The sequence below is a fragment of the Gemmatimonadaceae bacterium genome (genome assembly GCA_016720905.1).
Taxonomy (GTDB): domain Bacteria; phylum Gemmatimonadota; class Gemmatimonadetes; order Gemmatimonadales; family Gemmatimonadaceae; genus Gemmatimonas.
On the sequence record JADKJT010000002.1, the window covers coordinates 259985 to 281518 of the forward strand.

At 64.4% G+C, this 21534-nt stretch carries 22 protein-coding genes; 2 read left to right on the forward strand and 20 right to left on the reverse strand.

Annotated features, from left to right (window positions below; translation table 11 throughout):
• Positions 1-91 precede the first annotated feature (91 nt).
• Together IPP90_03485 and IPP90_03490 are read right to left on the reverse strand one after the other, a co-directional pair.
• Entirely contained in the window at positions 92-1705 is a 1614-nt protein-coding gene (locus IPP90_03485; protein ID MBL0169782.1) for a hypothetical protein, read from the reverse strand.
• A 48-nt stretch (positions 1706-1753) separates the two neighbouring features.
• Positions 1754-2935 carry a putative sulfate/molybdate transporter gene (locus IPP90_03490; GenBank protein MBL0169783.1) on the reverse strand — a complete coding sequence of 394 codons (1182 nt, stop codon included), beginning with the start codon at positions 2933-2935 and terminating at the stop codon, positions 1754-1756.
• Between the two features lie 49 nt (positions 2936-2984).
• Between IPP90_03490 and IPP90_03495 the strand changes: the two genes are divergently transcribed.
• Positions 2985-3950 (forward strand): ATP-binding cassette domain-containing protein, encoded by a 966-nt coding sequence (locus tag IPP90_03495; protein ID MBL0169784.1) that lies wholly within the window; start codon positions 2985-2987, stop codon positions 3948-3950.
• Positions 3943-5229 carry an ABC transporter permease gene (locus IPP90_03500; protein MBL0169785.1) on the forward strand — a complete coding sequence of 429 codons (1287 nt, stop codon included), beginning with the start codon at positions 3943-3945 and terminating at the stop codon, positions 5227-5229. The genes IPP90_03495 and IPP90_03500 overlap by 8 nt, the downstream gene beginning before the upstream one ends.
• Before the next feature lie 70 nt (positions 5230-5299).
• On the opposite strand, the gene IPP90_03505 is transcribed toward IPP90_03500, so the two are convergent.
• The 18 genes from IPP90_03505 to IPP90_03590 all read right to left on the reverse strand — a co-directional run bounded on the left by IPP90_03505 (position 5300) and on the right by IPP90_03590 (position 21419).
• Positions 5300-7084, reverse strand: coding sequence for a serine/threonine protein kinase (locus IPP90_03505; protein MBL0169786.1), 1785 nt, complete (start codon positions 7082-7084; stop codon positions 5300-5302).
• Between the two features lie 15 nt (positions 7085-7099).
• Complete coding sequence (locus IPP90_03510) at positions 7100-8812, reverse strand: NAD(P)-binding protein (GenBank protein MBL0169787.1); 1713 nt, start codon at positions 8810-8812, stop codon at positions 7100-7102.
• On the reverse strand, positions 8809-10347 hold the full coding sequence (locus IPP90_03515) for a polyamine aminopropyltransferase (protein MBL0169788.1): 1539 nt from the start codon (positions 10345-10347) through the stop codon (positions 8809-8811). The genes IPP90_03510 and IPP90_03515 overlap by 4 nt, the downstream gene beginning before the upstream one ends.
• Before the next feature lie 91 nt (positions 10348-10438).
• The gene (locus IPP90_03520; protein MBL0169789.1) at positions 10439-10648 is read right to left on the reverse strand and encodes a DUF350 domain-containing protein; all 210 of its coding nucleotides are present in this window, start codon (positions 10646-10648) and stop codon (positions 10439-10441) included.
• A 15-nt stretch (positions 10649-10663) separates the two neighbouring features.
• Positions 10664-10849 carry a hypothetical protein gene (locus tag IPP90_03525; protein ID MBL0169790.1) on the reverse strand — a complete coding sequence of 62 codons (186 nt, stop codon included), beginning with the start codon at positions 10847-10849 and terminating at the stop codon, positions 10664-10666.
• A complete protein-coding gene (locus IPP90_03530; protein ID MBL0169791.1) occupies positions 10846-12192 on the reverse strand; it encodes a DUF4178 domain-containing protein in 1347 nt (448 codons plus the stop codon). Before IPP90_03530 ends, IPP90_03525 begins: the two co-directional genes overlap by 4 nt.
• A gap of 15 nt (positions 12193-12207) precedes the next feature.
• Positions 12208-12852 carry a DUF4178 domain-containing protein gene (locus IPP90_03535; protein MBL0169792.1) on the reverse strand — a complete coding sequence of 215 codons (645 nt, stop codon included), beginning with the start codon at positions 12850-12852 and terminating at the stop codon, positions 12208-12210.
• On the reverse strand, positions 12849-13286 hold the full coding sequence (locus IPP90_03540) for an S-adenosylmethionine decarboxylase (GenBank protein MBL0169793.1): 438 nt from the start codon (positions 13284-13286) through the stop codon (positions 12849-12851). Before IPP90_03540 ends, IPP90_03535 begins: the two co-directional genes overlap by 4 nt.
• A gap of 24 nt (positions 13287-13310) precedes the next feature.
• Positions 13311-14318, reverse strand: a complete 1008-nt coding sequence (locus IPP90_03545) for an SPFH domain-containing protein (GenBank protein ID MBL0169794.1) — start codon at positions 14316-14318, stop codon at positions 13311-13313.
• A gap of 140 nt (positions 14319-14458) precedes the next feature.
• Complete coding sequence (locus tag IPP90_03550; GenBank protein ID MBL0169795.1) at positions 14459-14905, reverse strand: BrxA/BrxB family bacilliredoxin; 447 nt, start codon at positions 14903-14905, stop codon at positions 14459-14461.
• A gap of 13 nt (positions 14906-14918) precedes the next feature.
• Positions 14919-15308 (reverse strand): co-chaperone GroES, encoded by a 390-nt coding sequence (locus IPP90_03555; GenBank protein MBL0169796.1) that lies wholly within the window; start codon positions 15306-15308, stop codon positions 14919-14921.
• A gap of 82 nt (positions 15309-15390) precedes the next feature.
• Positions 15391-16815, reverse strand: coding sequence for an aminopeptidase P family protein (locus IPP90_03560; protein MBL0169797.1), 1425 nt, complete (start codon positions 16813-16815; stop codon positions 15391-15393).
• A gap of 5 nt (positions 16816-16820) precedes the next feature.
• Positions 16821-17327 carry a hypothetical protein gene (locus tag IPP90_03565; GenBank protein ID MBL0169798.1) on the reverse strand — a complete coding sequence of 169 codons (507 nt, stop codon included), beginning with the start codon at positions 17325-17327 and terminating at the stop codon, positions 16821-16823.
• A gap of 94 nt (positions 17328-17421) precedes the next feature.
• Positions 17422-18468: a prolyl oligopeptidase family serine peptidase gene (locus IPP90_03570; protein MBL0169799.1), complete on the reverse strand. Its 1047-nt coding sequence runs from the start codon at positions 18466-18468 to the stop codon at positions 17422-17424.
• The gene (locus IPP90_03575; GenBank protein MBL0169800.1) at positions 18465-18959 is read right to left on the reverse strand and encodes a hypothetical protein; all 495 of its coding nucleotides are present in this window, start codon (positions 18957-18959) and stop codon (positions 18465-18467) included. The genes IPP90_03570 and IPP90_03575 overlap by 4 nt, the downstream gene beginning before the upstream one ends.
• Entirely contained in the window at positions 18929-19720 is a 792-nt protein-coding gene (gene lepB / locus IPP90_03580; GenBank protein MBL0169801.1) for a signal peptidase I, read from the reverse strand. Before lepB ends, IPP90_03575 begins: the two co-directional genes overlap by 31 nt.
• A gap of 91 nt (positions 19721-19811) precedes the next feature.
• Positions 19812-20258 (reverse strand): hypothetical protein, encoded by a 447-nt coding sequence (locus IPP90_03585; protein MBL0169802.1) that lies wholly within the window; start codon positions 20256-20258, stop codon positions 19812-19814.
• A gap of 306 nt (positions 20259-20564) precedes the next feature.
• Positions 20565-21419, reverse strand: a complete 855-nt coding sequence (locus IPP90_03590) for a deoxyribonuclease IV (protein ID MBL0169803.1) — start codon at positions 21417-21419, stop codon at positions 20565-20567.
• Positions 21420-21534 lie beyond the last annotated feature (115 nt).

Consider the following 21534-nt stretch of genomic DNA (forward strand, 5'->3'; position numbering starts at 1 on the left):
ATGTTTGAACCGCGAAGTGCGCCAAGTTCGCGAAGTACCACACATTCACCTTCGCGTCCTTTGCGGTAGAAATGTTCTTGATCAGACGGCGTCAGTAACGCCAGCTCCTGAGATCCGCACCAGCCGGCGCCGAGCGTTCCATCTGCTTGACCATCTTGCCCATGAGTTCCGGCATCGGCGGCCCCCAGCAATGCGGCGCCATCGACTGGAATACGATCTCGCCACTCCACTTGGGTGACGTGGTCTTGGACAAGAACTCGTCGATGAGCCGTACACCCATGTTGAGATAGTACGAGTCGGCATCGCCGACATAGATGTTCAGCTTGTCGGCCAGCTTGGGCCCCAGCGTCCCCCACTTGGTTTCCAGCAAATAACGCAGGTCGTAGTGCTCTTTCCAGTACTGCGCCACCTGCTTGTCGATGACACCGGTGCGCTTGTCCCAGATGGGTGTCGGGAAACCATCGGCCGACACGGGACCGTACGTGGCCTCCCAGATATCCCACTGCCCGCCGGAACGCGACTTGGTGCCGGACACCAACTCAAACCAGTTCTCGTCCTTCATCATCGCCGTGATGTTGCCGTCGGGTTTCCGCTGTGTGGGGCGATCGATCTTCGACCAGTCACGCTGCAGCCAGTAGGCATTGGTGTCGGCGTACACGTTCACAATCTGGTGGTACCGAAAATCCACCGCATCAGGGCACAGCGACCACACGCCGCCGTAGAAGTCGGGATAGAACACCTGGTGCGCCAGCGAGATCCATCCGCCCGTGGACCCGCCGGTCAGCAATCGCGCCCATGGTTGCCCGATCACCCGGAACTTCGATTCCACGGCGGGAATCAATTCCTGCATGATCGCATCGCCGTAGGGTCCGTTGTTCGCCGAATTGACGCCGTATGAATCATCGTAGAACGGCGACGGATGCTGCAGCGTGACGATGATCATCCGCGGTGTGCCATCCGCATTCCAGTACGGACTGGTCCCCACCTGCGGAGCGCGCAGCGAAAAATGCCCGTGGCTGTACACCACCGGATAGTGCGCCTCCGGATGCCTGTCATAGTCCTTGGGCAGCAACACGACCGCGCCAAGATAGATGGGATGGCCCCACCACTTGGTGAGGATCGTGCTCTGGATCTTCAGACGCTTGACCGTCTCGGTTTCGGCCGGCACCACCACGGGCGGAATCACTTTGTCAGCGACCAGCTTGATGGCCCGGGTCGACACCGGATCGAACGTGATCTTGACGGGATCGCCGAACAGATTGCCCGGTGAGCGGCGCCAGTTCTGTCCTTCCCACTGGTCCATATGCGCCCAGATGGTCTTGCCGTCGGCCCGCGCGAACTTCGTGTAGACATTGATGAACGGCTGCACCCAGTACTCGCCGGGCGGGATGTCCCGCAGGCTCTGCACCGGGTGACCGAAGGTCGACGTGTCAATCAGCGCGGCCTTCCCCGCTGCGAGGTTGCTGATATCCACCGCGTAGATCGGCACACCGTTTTCGCCGGCCTGCGCGATCGGTCCGCGATCCGGCGTGGCGACACGGCTCAACGCCACGTACGCGCGACCGGTAATGGGCTGGGGATGAGCCGCCGCACTGAAGGCAATTTCGAAGCGCGAACCCGGTTGCGCGACGACGGTCGATGTCGCGGCGACACTGAGCGACGCGACGCACAGCACCAGGAAACGGGTGAATGAACAACGGGTCATGCCGACGGTGCTCCGCGCGCAGGGATTCGGGAGAATCAACCCTGAATTCTACTCGGCCCGTCGGCGACGCGCAGCGAGATGCCACACGACGGTTCCAGCAACCAGCGCCACCGCATAGCCATACGGCGCAAACGCCGCCGTCACGCCGCAGGCCACCGCCAGGGCAAACGCCCACCGTTGCGGCAACATATCGCGCACCAGCAGCAGAATGGACACCGCTTCCACCAGCAACAACACGCCGAGGATCGGCCCCGGAAACAGCCGTTGAAACGCGGCCGGGTCGCCCAGCAGAAACAGTCCGGCCAGCAGCAGGAAGGCGCCGTAGATCACGACGCTGCCACCGGTACGCGCGCCGAACGCATAGTGCCCCACCATCCCTCCCGAGCCGTGACATACCGGGAGTCCGCCAAGGGGTGCGGCCACCAGATTCATCATGGCATAGGTGGTGCCGATACGTCGGACCGTGAGTGGTGCACGGTCGGGAAAGAGATCCCCCACCACCTGCCGCGTGGCCAGTACGGAATTCCCCAGGGAGAGCGCCAGCTGTGGCAACGCCAACAGCAGCGACGCACGGGCGAACTCGTTGCCCGTGGGCCATCGTGCGGGCAGTTGTGGCCACCGGAACCCGAACGGCAACGCCACCGCGCTTGGCCACTGAAAGGCCGCATAAACCAATCCCAGGCCAATCACCACAAGAGCGGCCGGCACCTTGTGATTGTCTCGAAGCGCCAGCACGATCACCACGGCAGCCGCCGCCAACATCAGGCCGCGCTGGCCGTCTGCCGGAATGAACCGCGTCAGCGCCAACGTACCAAGCTGCAGACCCAGTCCCACCTGAATGCCGCGCACCACCGCCTTGGGGACGGTGCGGGCAATCCATTCCAGCGCCCCGCTGTTGGCGAGCACCAGCATCACCACGCCGACAATCAGCCCGCCCGCCGCCAGCAACGGTGGCGCGAGCTTGGTGCTGATGGCAATCGCCGCCATGGCCTTGAGTGGCTGCACCGGCATGGGCAATCGATAGGCGAGTCCGGACAACACCTGCAGCAGGCCAAACATCACGAAGGTCGTGGTGGGATCCATCCCCGTCGCCACCACCACCCCCACCAGCAATGGCAGGTCCGTCCCCAGATCACCGAAGGCGCCGGCAAACTCGCGTCGATTGAACTGGAGCGCCGGCAGGCTGCGTTCGGCGACGCTATGGGGCATCTCGAGTGACGGAACGGACATGCGGGAAATATGCCTGCCGATTCACTGCGCGCACCTGCATCTTTCTCCGATGTCCACTTCCGCCATCGAAATACAGGGGATCGTCAAGCGCTACGACCATCATGTCGCCGTGCGATCCCTGTCGCTCACCGTGCCGCGCGGCGCCGTCTATGGCCTGCTGGGTCCCAACGGAGCCGGCAAGACCACGACCATCCGGATGATGCTCAACATCATCGCACCCGATGAGGGCACCATTCGCGTGCTGGGTGTTCCGCACGACGACCCGTCGCTGGTCGATCGCGTGGGCTACCTCCCCGAGGAACGCGGACTCTATCGCAAGATGCAGGTACGCCGCGTGCTCAGGTTTCTTGGCGAACTGAAGGGACTGGGCGGCAAGGAACTCGATCGACGCATCGACATGTGGCTGGAACGCCTCTCGCTGAAGACGGCCACGGAAGACTGGGGTGCCAGCAAGGTCGATGAACTCTCCCGCGGCATGCAGCAGAAAGTGCAGTTCATCGGTGCCCTGCTCCACGACCCGGAGCTGGTGATTCTGGACGAACCGTTCTCCGGACTCGATCCGATCAATGCGCAGGCACTCAAGGACACGGTTGTGGACCTCAAGAAGCGCGGCCGCACGGTGATTTTCAGCACGCACATCATGGACAACGCCGAACGCATGTGCGATTCGGTGTGCATCATCGCCAACGGCGAAAAGGTGCTGGACGGCGGTGTGGCGGAAGTGCGCGAGGCGCACGGTGCGCGCATGATTGCCTTGGGGTTGGACGGCGCGCCGTCCGCTGCGGTCGAGGCGGTTCTGCGCGATCCGCGTTTGGTTGCGCGCGTGGACGACTCCAATCGGTATCTGGAGCTGGAGATGGCGGCGGGCGCCAAGGCACCTGAGGTGCTGAGCGCGCTGGTCGCGGCCGGTGCGTCCATCGAACGATTCGAACTGGTACGTCCTTCACTGCACAGGATTTTCCTGGAGAAGGTCGGTGCCACTCACGTTGACGCGGGGATGAGCGGCCATGGGTAAGCTGATGGCGGTCATCCGCCGCGAGTATGTCGAGCGCATCCGCAGCCGGTGGTTCCTGATTGCGACGGTGTTCGGACCGGTGTTCTTTGGCGCGCTGATGTTCCTGCCGGCCCTCATCGCGTCACGCGACAAGGGGGCGGCGGACTCCTCGCACATTGTGATCATCGATGCGACCGGTGCCGGGTTGGGCGAACGCGTGTCAGCGCGACTCGCCGGGGGCATCAGCGGCGGTGGCGGCGCCACGCCGCGCGTCATCGTCGTCCCTGCCGACAGCATCGCACCGGCCGAAGCGCTTGCCACCGGCGAGGTGATGCGCGAAGCGGTAAAGGGTTACCTCATTCTCGACTCGTTGTCGCTGGCCGGACGGAAGGCACGGTACGCGGGCAGCAATACCACGGCGCTGTTCGACATGCAGAAGCTCGAACGCGCCGTGCAGCACGAAGTGCTGGCGCTTCGCATGCAGACACTGGGCATCGACCCGGACGTCGGTCGGCAGCTGACGGAAATCAACATGAACGTGGCCACTGAACGGCTCACCAAGCAGGGCCGTGGCGGTTCAGGTCAGTTGAATATCTTCTTTGGTCTTGCCGTGGCCATGCTGCTGTACATGACGATCTTCATTTACGGCCTCAACGTCCTGCGCGGTGTGCTGGAGGAGAAGCAGACACGGGTGGCCGAGGTGGTCATCTCCAGCGTTTCGGCCTCCAAACTGCTGGCCGGCAAGGTGCTCGGTGTGGGCGGCGTCGGGCTGACACAACTGCTGCTGTGGTTGTCCATGAGCTTCATGATGTACAAGGTCCGCGCCCCGATTCTCGCCAAGTTTGGCGCGGCCTCCGCGCCCATCACGTTGCCCAACATGTCCTGGGGCACCGGGGCGATTCTCGTCGCGTTCTTTGTGCTGGGATTCATGCTGTACGCCGGACTGTTCGCGGGCGTCGGCGCCACGGTCAACAGCGAGCAGGAAGCGCAGCAGGCGCAAATGCCCGTCGTGCTGCTGCTGGTCAGCAGCATCATGTTTGCCCAGAACATCCTGCTACAGCCCGACAGCACCCTGTCGCGCGTGCTGAGCATGCTGCCGTTCAGCGCGCCCATCGTGATGCCGCTGCGCATGACGGTCGCCCCCGTGGCCAACAGCGAAATCGCCATCGCGCTGCTCTCGGTGGCACTGGGCGCGTGGGCCGCCGTGTGGCTGGCGTCGCGCATCTATCGCGTGGGGCTGCTTATGTATGGCAAGCGCCCCAGCATTGGGGAAGTGCTGCGCTGGGTGAAGCAGCGCTGAGGAGAGAGACGGGAGACGGGAGACGTCCAGTCGGGTAGCTCAGTAACAGAGCATCAGGTACATCGCCGTGTCAGACCGGATGTCTCCCGTCTCCCGTCTCCCGTCTCCCGTCTTGCACCAGCGGCCGCTCCAACCGTTTCGGCCCCGCTTTCTCCTCCAGGATCTGCTCCGCGCGCGCAATGACGCGTCGCAGAATATCCCGCAGCTGCGTGTCGCGCTTCCGCACTGTGCGCCCGAAGATCGCTCGACACGTGCTGTACACCGTCCCAATCCACAGCACGACCGCGCCAATGACCACCGGCGGACTGTGCGTGGCATTCGCGGCCAGCCCGCCCACCATCGCGCTCACACCCGTACCCAGGCCAATCCCCAAGCCGGCAAACCACTGGCCTGCGGTGTTCCCGAGATCTTCGTAGACACGCACCTGCGTGCGTCCATTGCGTGACGTGAGATGCAATTGCAGCGCACGCACGGAGCCCATCTGCCGCCCGCCGGCGTGGGTGGTGTTGATGGTCAGCGAGCGCCCGACGGCACTCACCGTGACCATCTCGCCCAGCGCACGACGAACTTCCTCGGCGATCTCTTCAAAGTCGTCGCCAGCCAATTCCCCTTCGAACGCGGCGGTGTACTCCAGTTTGGTGCGCGCCCCGAGAAAGAAGTTGGGTTTCTTCTGCATCAGTTCACCGGGCGTCACTTCGGCCAGTGACACGCGCTGGGCGTGCGCCTTTTCCACCAGTGCCCGTGCCACGTATTTCTCATCAATACCCGCGTCAATGGCCGACGCCTTCACCACGGCCGCATCGTACCCCCGCGTCACCTGTTCTTCGTGACTGCGCGGCGTGAACACCGGCGGCGGCGTGATCATCCCGGTGTTCGCCTGCAGCTCGGCAGCCCGCGACCAGACTTGCTGTGCTTCCGTACTGGAAAATACGACATCCGTACCGCGCGTCGCCCCGGGCGTGGTGTACTCGACCTTTCGCGGCAACGGCGGCGGTCCCGATGTCATCTCACGCAGCGCGCGCCGCAGTGCCTCGGCGTCTGGATATCGGTCGCCGGGCGCCTTGGCCAACAATTTCGCCACCAGGGCATCCAGTTCCGGCGGGCAATGCAACAGCACATCGTGCAGACGCCAGGGCGGCGAATTCACGTGCGCCACCACCACGGCCGACGCTGTCGGGCGCTCAAGGGGGAAGCGGCCAGTGAGCGCGAAGAACGCGAGGACACCAAGGGAGTACAGGTCACTGCGGCCGTCGAGCGCATCACCGGTGACCTGCTCAGGGCTCATGTAGTGCACGGTGCCCAGCACGGTGCCCGTCGCCGTCAGCGGCTGTGTTTCCGCCACGCGTGCAATCCCGAAGTCGGTGACCATAGCGCGCCCGGTCTTCCGATCGAGCAGCACGTTCTCCGCCTTGACGTCGCGATGAACCACTCCGTGCGCATGCGCGAACCCCAGGGCCGCCGCCAGCTGATCCAGCAGCGGTACCAGATCCGCCGGTGACAACGGACCCTGTCGCGCAACGCGTTCGGCCAGCGACTCGCCGTCCACGAATCCCATCGAGAAATACACCACGCCATCGCGCTCGGCGGCCGAGTAGATGGGGACGATGTTCGGATGGGACAATTGCGCCGCCGTGCGGGCCTCGCGCAGGAAGCGGGTGCGCACCTGCGCATCGGCCGCGAGATGCGGCGGCAGCGTCTTGATCGCCACTTCGCGCGCCAATTGCACATCGAACGCGCAATACACGATGCCCATACCGCCGCGGCCGATTTCCCGATCGAGTCGGAATTGCCCCTCGACGGCACGACGCAGTGCGTCGGCCGTTGGATCAGCGACGTTGTTCGTTGGCTCTTCCATGCCCGCGGCCCCGGTTCAGTCTCGCGGCAAACGGCCGCGTGCGCTTCCCAACATGCCGACCACCCTGTCGGCAGCCTCCACACCGTGCCACTGCGCCTCCTCAAACAAACTGAGACTGCTCAAATCGGCATGGGCCACCACCAACTGCGGCGCGGGTGCCCATCGACGAAGCCGCTCGACACGCGCCATGAGTCCAGGTACCGGACGCGCCATGGCATGTCCCCATCGCATGATGTCGATATGCGCGACGCACTCGGTGATATCGGCGTGCGCACGCGACAGATCAGACAGAATCTGATCTCTCCACGCGCTCCACGACCGGTCCTGCATCCACTTTCGCCCATCGGCCGATGGGCGGTCGACCACGGCATGATACCACGTCCAGACACGGCCATCCGGCCGGGTCGCCAGTGACTGGTGCCCCGCATCAACGTAGCCCAACGACGGGCTCCCGTAGATGACGTTGTCCCACGCGGGTGGCGCGCCCTGCTCAGCCGGTGGGCGCTTCAGCGTCAGGTTGGCCACGACCCAGGGCGCATAGTCGGTGGTCACCGGCAAGGTGACCGAGGGAAGCACCTTTGGGAGCACCAAGAGCGGGGCGGCCCAGATGACCGCGTCACACGTGACGTCGACCAGCGGCGTGTGCACCACCCACTGTGTTCCTTTCCGCTCCAGCTGCACGGCCGGTGCGCGAGTCACGATGCGCTCACCCGCGCGTGCCGCCAGTTGTCGTGCGATCCAGTCGTTGCCTTCCGGCCACGTCAGCGGCCCCTGCTCGTCCGGCTCCCGCGCTGCGGAGTAATGGACCGCCGCCCAGGCACTCGCCTGCGTGAGTGACGCACCATAGTCGTCGCGCATGCCGTACTCCACCCACCACCGAAGCGCCGGCGATGTGAAGCCCTGTTCGCGCAGCCAGGCATCGGCAGTTTGGGCGTCCAGCGCGCGGGCCCTATCGGCAACTGCCCGTGGCACACGTCCGCTGGCGAGGCGTTCGTGCCCCAGCGCTGTGGGCACACTGAAGACACCGCTTGCGCGCCATTCGGCGATGGTCTCAGCCAAACGCGCGAATTGCGCGCGTTCATCAGCGGACAGCGCGTCCAGCGGCTCCAGTCCCTCATGCCACCGGCCGTGCTGGAACAGGCGTTCCTGCGGCGAATGACAGAGCGTGCGTTCGTCCCATTCCCCGTTGGCATCGAGGACACCAAGTTCGCGCATCAGTTGACGCACGAGCGTCGCCTGCGGCCCGGGCACCGGGAGATAATGTGCGCCCCACGGATATCGTCCAGCGTCGTTCCGTCCCGATCGCGCATTGCCGCCCGGCGTGTCGGCAAGTTCCAGCAACAGCCAGTCGCGCATCCCGAGTCCATCCAGCCGCCAACCCGCCGACAGGCCGCCCATTCCGCCGCCAACAATGGCCACCGACACGCGACGCTGCTCACGGGCTCGTGTCGACAGCGTCCCATCCCGCAACGCGTGACCAAGCGCGCTGTTGTCGTCGACGAATCCACCGGTGATGGCGGGACCGCTCTTTCGCGCGAGTCCAATGAGGGCGGGAGCGGCGGGAGCAGCGATCAGCGCCGCCAGAAACTCACGGCGAGTGTAAGCCGGGAGACAGGAGACGGCAGACGGAAGACACCCAGTCGGAGAGTCACTGCCAGCACAAGCGGTCGTCGGCAACCCGTCCGGCGGGACGTCTCCCGTCTCCCGTCTCCCGTCTCCCGTCTTCATCGATTGATCGCTTCGAATTCCCGCTCGTAGTACCTGACCAGCACCTGATCGTTCAGCCGATTAGGCAGCGCCGCCACCTTGCCCATATCCGTGGGGAACTCGAACAAGGCCGGCACGGACGCGGCGCTGAGATACCGCAGCCCCGACGGCAATGACGTCGGTGGCGCATACGACCCGGTGCCCGCCAGCACGAATCCCCATTCGCCAAAACTCGGCACGTACACATGATACGGCGACGTGCGCAGTCCCGCCCCTTCCAGCGTGGCCACGATGCTCCAGAACGACTGTCGCGCAAACATCGGCGAGGTGCTCTGCACCGTGAGGAATGCACCGGGCGCCAGGTGCTGCTTCACCAGCCGATAGAACGCGCTGGTGTACAGCTTGCCCACGTGATAGTTGGACGGATCGGGAAAATCGATCACCACGAAATCGAACAGCGCCGACTGCTGGTCAAGCCAGGTGAAGGCATCGGCATTGATGACGCGCACGCGCCGGTCATTCAGCGATCCCAGGTTGAGCGCCGTCAACCGGGAATGCGTGCGGAACAGGTTTGTCATGCCATCGTCGAGATCCACCAACGTGACGTGCTGGACATCCGGATACTTGAGAATTTCGCGAACCGCCAACCCGTCGCCTCCACCCAGCACCAGCACGTTGGCACGCGAACGTGCCGCGGCCAGACCCGGGTGCACCAGCGCCTCGTGATAGCGATATTCGTCGCGCGACGCGAACTGCAAGTGCCCGTTGAGATACAGCCGCAGATCGTCCTTCCAACTGGTAAGCACGATGCGCTGATAGCGCGTATCCTTGGCCAGAATGATGGGATCGGCGTACATCCCCTCCTCGGCCAGCGTGGTGATGCGCTGCCCCTGCCACAAGCCAACGCCCAGCAACGCCAACGACACAAGCCCCAGCGCCTGCAGCGCGCGCCGACGCGGCAGGACGTCGCGAAAGAGCCACGTACTCCACAGGCCCACCAGCACATTCACGATACCAAACAGAATGGCCGAACGCACCAGGCCCAGTCGCGGCACCAGCAGCAGCGGAAACAGCAATGACGCGAACAGCGCGCCGATATAGTCAAACGTCAGCACATTCGAGACGACATCCTTGAAGTCGAAGCGATCCTTGAGAATGCGCATCAACAGCGGGATTTCGAGTCCGACCAGAATGCCGATCAGGATGACCGTGCCATAGAGCACGGGGCGAAACGCATCGGTATAGGCAAATGCCAGAAACAGCACCAGCGACGAGAATCCACCGATGATGCCGACCAGCAATTCGATCACGACGAATCGCGTGACCAGTCCGCGCCCGATGAATCGCGAGAGCCAGCTGCCGATGCCCATCGCGAACAGATACGTGCCGATGACCGTCGAGAACTGCGTGACGCTGTCGCCCAGCAGGTATGAGGCCAGCGCACCGGCTACGAGCTCATAGATGAGCCCACAGGCGGCGATGAGGCAGACGGAGATGAACAGCGCGGCATTCATGGGAGTTGAGACGGGAGACGGGGGACGGGAGACGGGAGACATCCAGTCGTACAGATCGACGGCGATTTCGCATGGCGCGTTGCGCCGTCAGCCGGGATGTCTCCAGTGTCCAGTCTGCCGTCTCCCGTCTCCCTCAGTGTATCGCGGCGGCGACGATGATGCCCAGCGCAATCGCCACGCAGCCCATCAGCGTCGCCGCGGCCTGATTCCGCTTCTCGCCGATCTCATCCCACAGCTTGCCGGGCGTGAGCAGATCGAGCACGACGAACGCCACCACGAACAGCACCACGCCGAGTCCCGCGAACACCGCCGCACTGGCCACGTTGCTCCAGATCGCATCCATGATGGTCAGACTCCGTCACTTCCCGCGCATCGTGCGGCCGGGAATGTAGTAGGGTGAACGATACGCACCGGGATTGGCGCGAACAGACTTGGGATTGGTTTTCCCCTGCGCGGTTGACGTGAATGACCACCCGCGATACTGCGCGGTGCCCAGCAGCAGCAGCACCGCCACGCCCCAGAGGGTGTAGAGCCGCACACTCATTCGTCATCTCCGCTGTCGTCGTCATCACTCGAGGCCGAGCCGGTAGCCGAGCCGTAGTCGCTCTCGGCCCATCGACGCGACTCGAACGCGTTCTTCGTGACGAACGCCAGAAACGCCGGCACCAGCAGGCCGCCCAGGGCGAGCAGATAGAAGCCGAAACTCGGCACATCGCGTCGCACCCGCAACACATAGTTCACGCTGGCCGTCGTGGCTTCTCCCCCTTCCGGCGCGACCCGCAGGAAGTAGCGGCCGGCCGGCACCGAGGCCAGGCGCACGTCTGCATGACGAGAGCCTTCCGACCAGTTCCCGTCGCTGTCGCGGCCGTGATAGTAGCTCACTTGTTGTGAAAACTCGCGCGCGATGCCGGACGCTTCGTCGATCAACGTGAAATCAAGAAAGATCCAATCGTTCTCCAGATCGGCGTCGATGTCAACGGTGACGCTGGACGGGCGTCCGTCCAACACGAAAGCCGGCGTCACAAACGCCGACGAGTCATCGGTGCCATGCACAAACGCAAAGCGATTGGTGTACGCCACGGCGCCGCGCGAGAGCGCGATGTTGGCGAACAACATCGCCACCAACAGCACCAGAAACAGTCCCAGCCGACGCAGGATCTGCCCGGCACCGACGTCATTCGGATTGGGCTGGTTCGCAAATACGCCAACCGGCGACGACAGCCGACCGTCCTGACCGAACGCCTTGGCGATCACATCGGGCGGCGTGTACGTCCCCATCGACCACGTGGTCTCGCCGTCAGATGCCTCGGCGCTCAGAATGTGCGGCGGCGCGATGAAATCGCGGGCCACCACCGTGTCGCCCACCTGCAATTGCCAGGGAAATTCACCGAGCGCCAGTGTCGTTCGCGCCGTGGCGGTCTGGAAGTGCTTGAACGTGCGCTCACCCAAGTGCGCCACGGGGCGCCCGCCTTCCGCATCGATGCGCGGACGGCGACGCAGTTTCTCGATGACATTCCAGTGTCCCTGATACTCGGAGAGATACAGGAAGCCGCGAAAGGGATTGAACGCGACGTACTCGGTCCACGAGTAGTCCGTGCCCTCGACGGTTATCGTGACCACCTGGAACCCGATCAGTTCCCAGGTCACGCCGTGCCAGGTACCGCGCGTGCCCAATGGCAATTGCGGCGTGACGGCAATGGCGTCGGCTTGGCGTTGCAGGACGCGAAGATTCGGATCCATCGCATCGAGCACGGCGCCACACGAACCGCAGACGACCGTGACCGCCCATCCCTGCGCGTGCAGCGCAATGGCGGCACCACATGACGGACACGACAGCGATTGTGCCCGCGGGCGGGGCGGGGCGGGGTCGAGCGGCAGGCCGGTCACGCGACGGTTCTCACGTTACCATCCCTCGAATTCACGCAGGTGCGTGAAGGCAAAGGACTCGAAGTCACCGTATTCGCCGAGATACAGGGTCGGCGTGTCATCACTGAAGTCCACAGTGGCCAGCTGACCCGAATCATTCTGCAGGTCGATGAACAGACAGCTTTCGCGTGTGAACGAGGTGAATGGCAACTCACCTTCGGTGCCCAGGTAGCTGGCATGCGTCATGGTGGCCACATCGTAGGCGTGGTCATTCCAGTAGAACGTGTCGCCCACGCGTACGGTGTTGGGATCGGGAAGCGGTCCGCCTGGCGTGGCCACCACCGTCATGGCGTACTCAAGCTGGGCATCGGACAGCCACGCGCTGGTCCCGTCACTCACGCGACAGTACCACTCATTCCACCGACCGCGCGCCCAGGCATACGCAATACGCCCGACGACCACGAACGCGCGCCCGCGCCACTTTCCTTCGGTGCCAATCTGAATGGGCGAACCCGTCTCGGGATAGTTGGCCTGCAATCCCACCGTCTCGAGGTCGAGATCGTGTCGTACGAGCACTGCCTTGCAGTAGGCGCACGTGGTTTGCACGGCTTGCGCCCAGAGAAAGCGAATGGACGCACCGCAGTTGGGGCAGGTGGTGGCACGGGGCGCCGGGGAGGTCATGGACTCTCAGACGGGAGAATGGAGACGGGAGACGGGAGACGCTGGAGGTCCGAACGTCTCCCGTCTCCCATCTCCCATCTCCCGTCTTCCAACGCATACACGCGTTCCAGGCGGCGGACGCGCACATCCGTCGCGCCCACCAGTTCCGCCAGGCGACTGGACCAATCCCAGTCCTTTCTCGCCGTGCAACAGAACAGGTTCACGCACAGCGAGGCGTGCTCGGGAAACGTGTGCACCGTCAAATGCGACTCGGCGAGCATCAGCATGCCGGTGACGCCGCCGGGCATCGGGAAACGATGCCACAAAGGGTTGCCCACCGGGTGGAGTGAAAGCTCCTCCACCAGGGCATCGAACACCTGTCCGAGTGCGCCCACGTCGCCGAGGCGCACGGGATCACACCCGTACGCCTCGACGACCCACTCACTGCCGTTCATCGACAATTCCGGTTGATGGCGCGGCTACGACTGTGAGCCGCCGCACTCCGGACAGAACTTCGCGACTGCGGCAATCGACTTTCCACAATGCAGGCAGAACTTGACCGCTCCCGTTGGTGCGGCGGCGTCGGAAGCCGCCGGAACGCCGGGCGAGGCCGGCGGCGCGCCACCCATCGTCCCCCGCATGGCGTCGGCCATGGCACTGCCCATACCCATCCCCGCGCCGAGTCCAACGCCCATTCCCGCCATGCCACCGGAATTGGCGGCGGCAATCGGGATGCTCTGCGCCGCCTGGAACTGGGTGTAGGTGCGCATGTCGCCGATCATGTTCATCGAGATGCGTTCATCGAGACGCTTCTGCAACTCGTCGGGGAGGGACAGGTTCTCCACCGTGAACGTCTCGAGCTTGAGGCCCAGCTGTTCGAATGACGGGGCCACGCTGGCGGCGATCTGCTTGGCCAGCTCGCCCTGATTGGCCGCCATGTCGAGGAACGGCACCTGCGCGTTCGCGAATGCATCGGTGAAACCGTTGATCACCGCGTTGCGCAACTGCGGCTCGATCTGCTCGACCGTGTACTCCGCGTCGGTGGCGCCGATGCTGGACTGGAACACCACGGGATTGGCCACGCGAAAGCTGTACACGCCGAACGCGCGCAGGCGCACGGCGCCGAATTCCTTGTCGCGAATGGTGATGGGCTGCTGCGTGCCCCACTTCTGCGCCGTCTGGATGCGCGTGGAGAAGAAGTAGACGTCGCTCTTGAACGGGGACTCGAAAGCCTTGTCCCAGTTCTGCAGGTTCGTCAGCAGCGGCAGGTTGCTGGTGATGAGCGTGTGCAACCCGGGTCCGAACTGATCGGCCGCCTTGCCTTCATTGACGAAGAGCGCCAGCTGCGACTCACGCACCGTGAGCTTGCCGCCGCTTTGGATTTCCATGTCCCGCATGGGGAAGCGGTACATGAGGACTCCAGGGCCCGACTCGGTCCACTGGATGACATCGATGAACTGTTTCCGCAGAAAGTCGCCGAGCGCCATGACCGTCTCCTGGATGCAGCAGTGGGGTGCACTGCGGCTGGTCGCGAGAACGCGCCCCACTCCAACCGGAGCGGGGCGCGCACTTGTGGTAGTCCTACGTTAGGACCGTTTTCACCCTACGGCAACCGTGCCGGAAAGTGTCAAACGGGTGAGGTGGCTGACGCCGTCGCCGGCGCGCAATACTGGTCGAATGCGGCCGTCAGGTCGTGGGCAATGTCCTGCGCCGTCCGGCCTTCGATGCGGTGCCGGCCCAGCATGAACACCACGTCTCCGTCTTTCAGCAGCGCGATGCTTGGCGAGCTGGGCGGATACCCCACGAAGTAGTCGCGCGCCCGATCGGTGGCTTCGCGATCCTGACCGGCGAACACCGTGGTGGCCACATCGGGCTTGATGGCGTGAGCCATCGCCATGGCAATGGCCGGCCGGGCATTACGGGCGGCGCACCCACACACCGAGTTCACGACCACCAAGGCCGTGCCCTTCTGATCCTTCAGCAGGGCGTCGACCGCGTCCGCCGTGCGCAGTTCCTCAACACCGACGCGGGTCAGCTCCTGACGCATGGGGATGAGCAACTGTTCGGGATACATCATGTATGCTACCTCAGTATTCGGGGATGTCTTCACGGGCCGTGTCGCGGACAAGCGCGAGAATCGCGGCTTGCGGCACCACCAGGTACTGCTCGTTCTCGAACGTGATTTCCACTGCTGCCTTGCGGAAGAACAATGCATAGTCGCCCACGCGGGCCTGCATCGGCACGTAGCGCGCCTCGCGATTGGAACCGCCGATACGCCACGGTTCGTCACCCTGGTCGGTCAGGTCTGGCATGGCCAAGCCGGGACCCGTGGACACGATGTCACCGCCCTGCACCGCCTGACTGTCGATCGCCGACGGCGGCAGGTAGAGCCCGACTTTGGTGCGCTGCTCACCGTCCTCGACCTTGACGAGGACACGGTCGCCGACGACGAGGAGGCGCTTTTTCGGGATGGTCATGGGGGAAATCTAAGTGCGTTAAGACGGGAGAAGGGAGACGGGAGACGGGAGACATCCGGCTGGACGTCTCCCGTCTCAAGCCTCACCGCACCAGATGAAACGCGGTTTGCCGCTTGAACGCCCAGCGGACCTTTCCCGCCGCGTCAATGATCACGTCCTCTTCCTGCATCGAACGCACCTGCTGGTTGCCCCACTCGGCCACCGGCGTGGTGGCCTGCAATTCAACCGAGTACCACATGCCCGGGATGATCGTGTGATCGCCGCGACCCGGGACGCCGTCCTGGTAGTCCCACAGGCCGATCAAGGCGCCGGCGCCGTGGCCATGCAGACCGATGGGATGGGAGTACAGCGTGCCGTCGATGCCGTCTTTCTTCATGCGTGCCAGGGACGAGCTCAGCACCTGATTGCCGGTGCGCCCCGGCCGCAGTTCCTCGACGGTGATGTCCTGCAACCGGTTGGAATTCTGCAGCGCTTTCTTGAGTCCCGCCGGCACGTCGGTCTCGCCATCGCGCAGCACGTACGCCATGTGTTGCGTGTCGGTGTTGAGCCCCATGGCCGTCACACCAAAGTCGCAATGGAGCACGTCGCCCTTGAGGATGACAGGGTTCACGCCAACCAGTTCTCCAACGCCAAACTGGCGCTGCACCTCGATGCTGGGTTGGAACCAGGTGCTCAGGCCCAGATCGTTGAGCCGTTGGCGCATCCACCACACCACGTCTTCCGTGTGCGTCACACCGGGTGTGATGACCTTCGCGGAGAACGCTTCCTGAATGATGTCCCAGGCCACCCGATTGAGATTCAGGAACTCGGCTTCCTCTTCGGGCTGGCGTGAGGCAATGAGGTCGACCGCCATCGCTTCGGCCGGCACGATCTTCGCACCCCACTGCGGACCGAGCGCCTGCAGCATGCCGTCGCGTTCGCCCGACGACAGGCCATCGGCAAACGCGAACGTGCGCGACGTGTTCACAGCAATCTTCTTCGGCTGCCGTTCTTCAATGACTTGCTTCAGCACGTTCCACTGTTCATCGCCCCACAACTCGGCGGTGCGCTCGTTCGTGCCGCTGCCGGCGGCGGGGGCCGCCACGGCTTTCATGCTGCGCACGGCCTTGAACACGTTGCCCTGCGACGTTCCGCCCAGCGCCAACCGCTCAACGCCGTCCTTCGGTCCCTTGTCGAAGAAGACGTAGATGGTGCGGCGCCGTGCGGCGAAGGTGGTGGGCGACGTGATGGCGGTGAACAGCGGGTCCTCGGCATACTCACGCATGGGGACCACCCACATGTCCACGCCGGCTCGACGCATCAGCGCCGGCAGCGTGCGTTCCATGCGGAGTTCCAGCCACTTCTGCTGTCTGAACGCTTGATCACGCAGCGTGCCGAACGGTCGAAGCGTATCCGCCGCCGGCGATCCGGACGTGCGGGCGCCGGGCGAGGCCGGCACCACCACGGGCTGCGCCGCGGCAGCGGCGAATGGCAGACTCAGGGCAGCAAGGAGCGCGAAGCGATGCATGACGTCTAGGCCGGATGTGCGGGATGTGGAGGTCGTTTGTCGAGCGAGCGCCGCACGATCTGTACGCTGGCGGCCAGCACCAATGCGAACAGCGTGAGCATGATGCCTCGTTCCATCAGGGTCTGGCCAGCCATGGGCCACCAATCAGCCCACGTGGCCAGGCGCGAGCCCAGTCGTTCCCGACCGAATCCAATGAGCAGAGAACTCATGCCCAGTTCGGCGGCCACCTCGATGAGGATGAACGCCAGCACGCGCATCGGCCAACGTTTGATCGGGAAGTTGCCCAAGTGCCAGGTCAGCATCCCGCAGAGAAACAGCGCGCCGACAATGAGGCCGCCCACGAACGCCGCCAGACTGCCGGTGGCGGTGAGCCCCAGCATGAGCGCCCGATAGAGTCGCAGCACCAGCCCGGTGATCCCCGCCGGTTCCAGCGTGCGCACGGCAAACGCGCGCAGCGGATGCAACCGCTCCTCGCCCCAGTGCACCACGTCGCGCGGAAAGAACCGAGACATATCAGGCAAACTACGCTTGGGCCTGCCGCGCGCCAGACGACCATCGCCGCGAACGGGAACGAACCGTCACCATTGCCCGCGCCGGAACGGTGCTTCAGGGCGCGCCGACGGTGGCCAGGAGGAAGGAGACACTTTGTGGCGCATGCGCCGTCCAGTAGCCCCACGTGTGCGCTCCCGGCCATTCGGCATACTGGTGAGACACGCCGAGTCGCAGCAGGGTTTGGTGAAAATCCCGATTCTGATTGATGTACTGATCGTTCACGCCGCAATCGATGAGCAGGCGCGGCAGCGCGGGTGCCCTGGATGCACCCATCCGGCGAGCCGCCATGGCGCGCCGTGCGAGTTCCGCCGGATCACGTGCGGCCCAGCCAATGGTGTCGCGTCCGAACGCCGGCGCCATGTATCGCCACAGACCGCGCGACGAGCGCTCCAGTTCCGCCGTGGTGCCCGCGTACTGTGGCGGAGAGGCGAATGGCGTGGGGCCGAGATATCGGGGTGACAGCACGCCAGAATGGCTCGCAGCGGCCGCAAATACGTCCGGATAGGCCAAGGCCAAGGCCACGGCCCCGTAGCCGCCCATGCTCAGGCCGGCAATTCCCCGGTGACGTCCGTCTGCATACGTGCGATACCGTCCGTCGACATGCGCCACGATATCGCGGGCGATGTAGTCGTCGTAATGCTGCCAGGGAACGCAGTACGCATCGGCGGGCTCTTTCCGAACACGATCAGCGCGGCAGCCGGGCAGGTCAGCCAGTCCGTTCCAGGTGGTATACCACCCGTCGTCGCCGTCGGGCATGACCACGATAGCCTCCGGCTGACCGGCCGCGAACAGCGAGTCGAGCGTGCGATCGAGTCGCCCCGCGTCGACCCAGTTGCGTTCATCGCCGGTGAGGCCGTGCAAGTACACCAGCACCGGATATCGGCGCGCCGACGAAACGCGATACGAGGGCGGCAAGTATACGGTGAGTGCCTTGGTGGCGCCCAGGGACTGCGACCACAGGCTGTCGGTGTGTACCGTGCCGCGAGGGGGCGCGGCTTGCCCGTGTGCTGCGGTCAGGCCTGCGCCAAGCAGCACCGTGCCCACCCACCGGCAGGCCATTCGCCGATGTCGCGACAACGATTCCTGCGTGTGTTGGCTCATGGTACGAATGTCAGATGGCGGGTCACGTAGGTCACCTCGTCGTCGACTGCCTGCTTGATCGGATCGAGTGCCACCGTGGTGGGATACCCCGTCGCCGGGTCGAACTCGACGCTGTTGAGCGTGCCTGGCACACCCAGCGCCAGACGGATCTCTTCGAACAGCTGATCGACGGCTCGAAACATCGTGAACTGCGCAGACCGCATCTCGACCCCGGTCTCCAGACTCCGGGCGCGCACGATGGTGCCGGCGGCCACGGTGACTTCGAAATTGGTCGCGCCCGTGACACAGAAGCAGCTGACGCGCTGCTCCATCGTGTAGCTGTTGGACGCCGGTCGCGCGCTGGTCCATCGCGCCCGGGCCGCCGCCAACTCGGCGCGTTGCGGCGCCAGCGGGCTGTCGTCACCGCATGCGCCCGCGAGCGACAGCAGCAGCGCCAGAGCGAAGGCGCGCGCGGGTCGCGCTACCGGAGAATGGTGCCGATGCGTCCCCATCGGATATCCGTGATGAATGGCAGTGGGCGATCGCTCTCGTCAGCGCGATACGAGTAGTACACAAAGACGGGTCGTCCCCGGACATTTTCGCGCGGCACGAACCCCCAATAGCGCCCGTCCTTGGAGTCGTAGCGATTGTCACCGAGCATGAACAGATGCTTGGCGGGAACGACCATGGGCCCCCAATCATCAAGCGCCGGCTGCGCGGCGGGCTCACCGATGGGCGCGCCATGGAGCTCGAACTGCTTTTGCCACTGGAAGAGTGGATGCGAGAACGTGCCATCCCCCTTGGGATTCTGGGAGGCTGCGAAGCCCTGCTTTTGCGGCATGCCGTTCACGTACAGCAACCCACCGCGCATCCAGATCGTGTCGCCGGCAATCGCCACGCACCGTTTCACCAAGGTCGGATTGGGATCTTCGGGCTGGTCGACCTGGTTGGGCGACTTGAAGACCACCACGTCACCGCGTTTCGGCTCGGCATACCCCGGCAGGTTGATGTCGGTGAACGGGACGTGCGGGCCGTAGGCCAGCTTGTTCACGAACAGCCAGTCGCCGATCAACAGCGTGGGGATCATGCTGCCCGACGGGATCCGATAGGCCTCGATCAGGAACGTTCGGAAGAAGAGGAAGAACGCCAGCGTGACGAGAATCGCCTTGACGTTTTCCCACAGTGGCGACGGCCCGGTGGACTTGCCCGAGGCACCGGCGCGCATTGCCGCGACGGAACCGGACGGCTTGGAGGACTGCTTCTTCGAGGCCACGGGAGACGTATGATCGGAGTTGAGGGGTGCAACGAGGGGGCGCGTCCCGTCGGGACGCGCCCCTCAATTTACGCCGGAAGAGCTCCGGAGGTTACGACAGGTGCTTCGACACCAGCTTGGTCATGTCGAACATGCCGACCTGACCCTTGCCGCCGAAGACCACCTTGAGCTTGTCGTCGGCATTGATCATGCGACGGTTCTTCGCATCCTGCAGGCCGTTCTTCTTGATGTAGACCCACAGCTTCTTGACCACTTCCGTGCGCGGAACGGCGCCAGCACCGATGACGGCGGCGAGCGCCGGCGACACCGTGAGGGCCTTCATGAACGCGGCATTCGGCTTGCGCTTGGTGGCGGCCTTCTTGGTGGCCTTCTTCGGGGCGGCGGCCTTCTTGGTGGCCTTCTTCGGGGCGGCGGCCTTCTTCGTCGCCTTCTTCGGAGCCGCCTTCTTCGTCGCCTTCTTCGGGGCCGCCTTCTTCGTCGCCTTCTTCGGGGCCGCCTTCTTCGTTGCCTTCTTCGCGGACTTCTTCGCTGGGGCCATGAGATCTCCTGAGAGTGTTGACCGGTAGGTCACGTCGTGCGGAAAGGTGCTCCGACTGTCGCGCGAATGCGCGGACGCACTACACGGACGCGCCACAAACTACAATCACGAGTGCGCTGCGCAATAGGGATTTTCGCAATTTTCCCTCTGAAAATGCAAATTTCTCCTCTGACGCGATCCGTTTCTCCCTCGACAGCGCACCGTTTTCACGGGAGGATGCGCCATGTTCGCGGCGAACAAGCGTGATATTTCCCCTCTGAAACACGCTGTCAGGCACGGCGGCCACCGGGTCGCCGACGCGCGCGCTTACGTCGTCAAGGCGGCCAGTGCGCGCAGGTGTGCGATCGACTCCACATCCCACGCATCCGGTGTGTCGTCGTCGTCGCCGACCTCGTTCGCATGCTGCGGTGTCTCGAGAATCAGCGGGATGCCGAGCGCGCGTCGATCCTGCAGGAGCCATCTGAATGGCTCGGCGCCAATCAATCCTTCCCCGACCCGCATGTGCCGATCGCGATTCGATCCGAGCGCACCTTCGCTGTCGTTGAGATGGAGAAACGCCGGTGCTTCGCCGGTCGCGGTCTCGAACGCATCGAGCACGGCCGTCAGCGCCTCACGCGAGGCGCCGATGGGATGGCCGGAGGCGAAGAGATGGCAGGTATCGAGTCCGTAGCCCGTGCGTGAGCGCTGCGCGGCAGGGATGCCCTGCAACATGGCGGCGACCTCCTCGGCCGTACGTCCCACCGTCGTGCCGGCCCCTGCGGTGTTTTCAATCAGCAATCGCGTCGCGCCCTCCGGCACGGCGGTCAGCGCGCGCCGCATCGCTTCGCTCACGCGGGCGATGGCGGCATCGCGATCTCCGTCGGTCGCGGCGCCGGGATGGAAGCACACGCCGCCGACACCCAGCATGGTCGACCGTTCGAACTCCTTGGCCAATCCACCGGCAGCGCGCGACCACTTTTCCGGGTCCGGCGTCGCGCAGTTGAGCACGTATGCCGCATGCACGATGACGTGCTCCGGGCGAATGTTGGCCTCGTGCAAGGCCTCGCGAAACCGCGCCACCCGATCGGGTTTCACGCCGACCTTGTCGTTGTAGTACTTGGGCACAGCGCTGAAAATCTGCAGCGCCTGCATGCCGCCACGACCGGCGCGGCGCGCAGCCATGGGGATGCCGCCGGCGTCGATGCAGTGGGAGCCGAGTAGCAGTGCGGGAGACATGACGGGAGACGGGAGACGGGAGACGGGAGACGGGAGACGGGAGACGGGAGACGAAGACGGG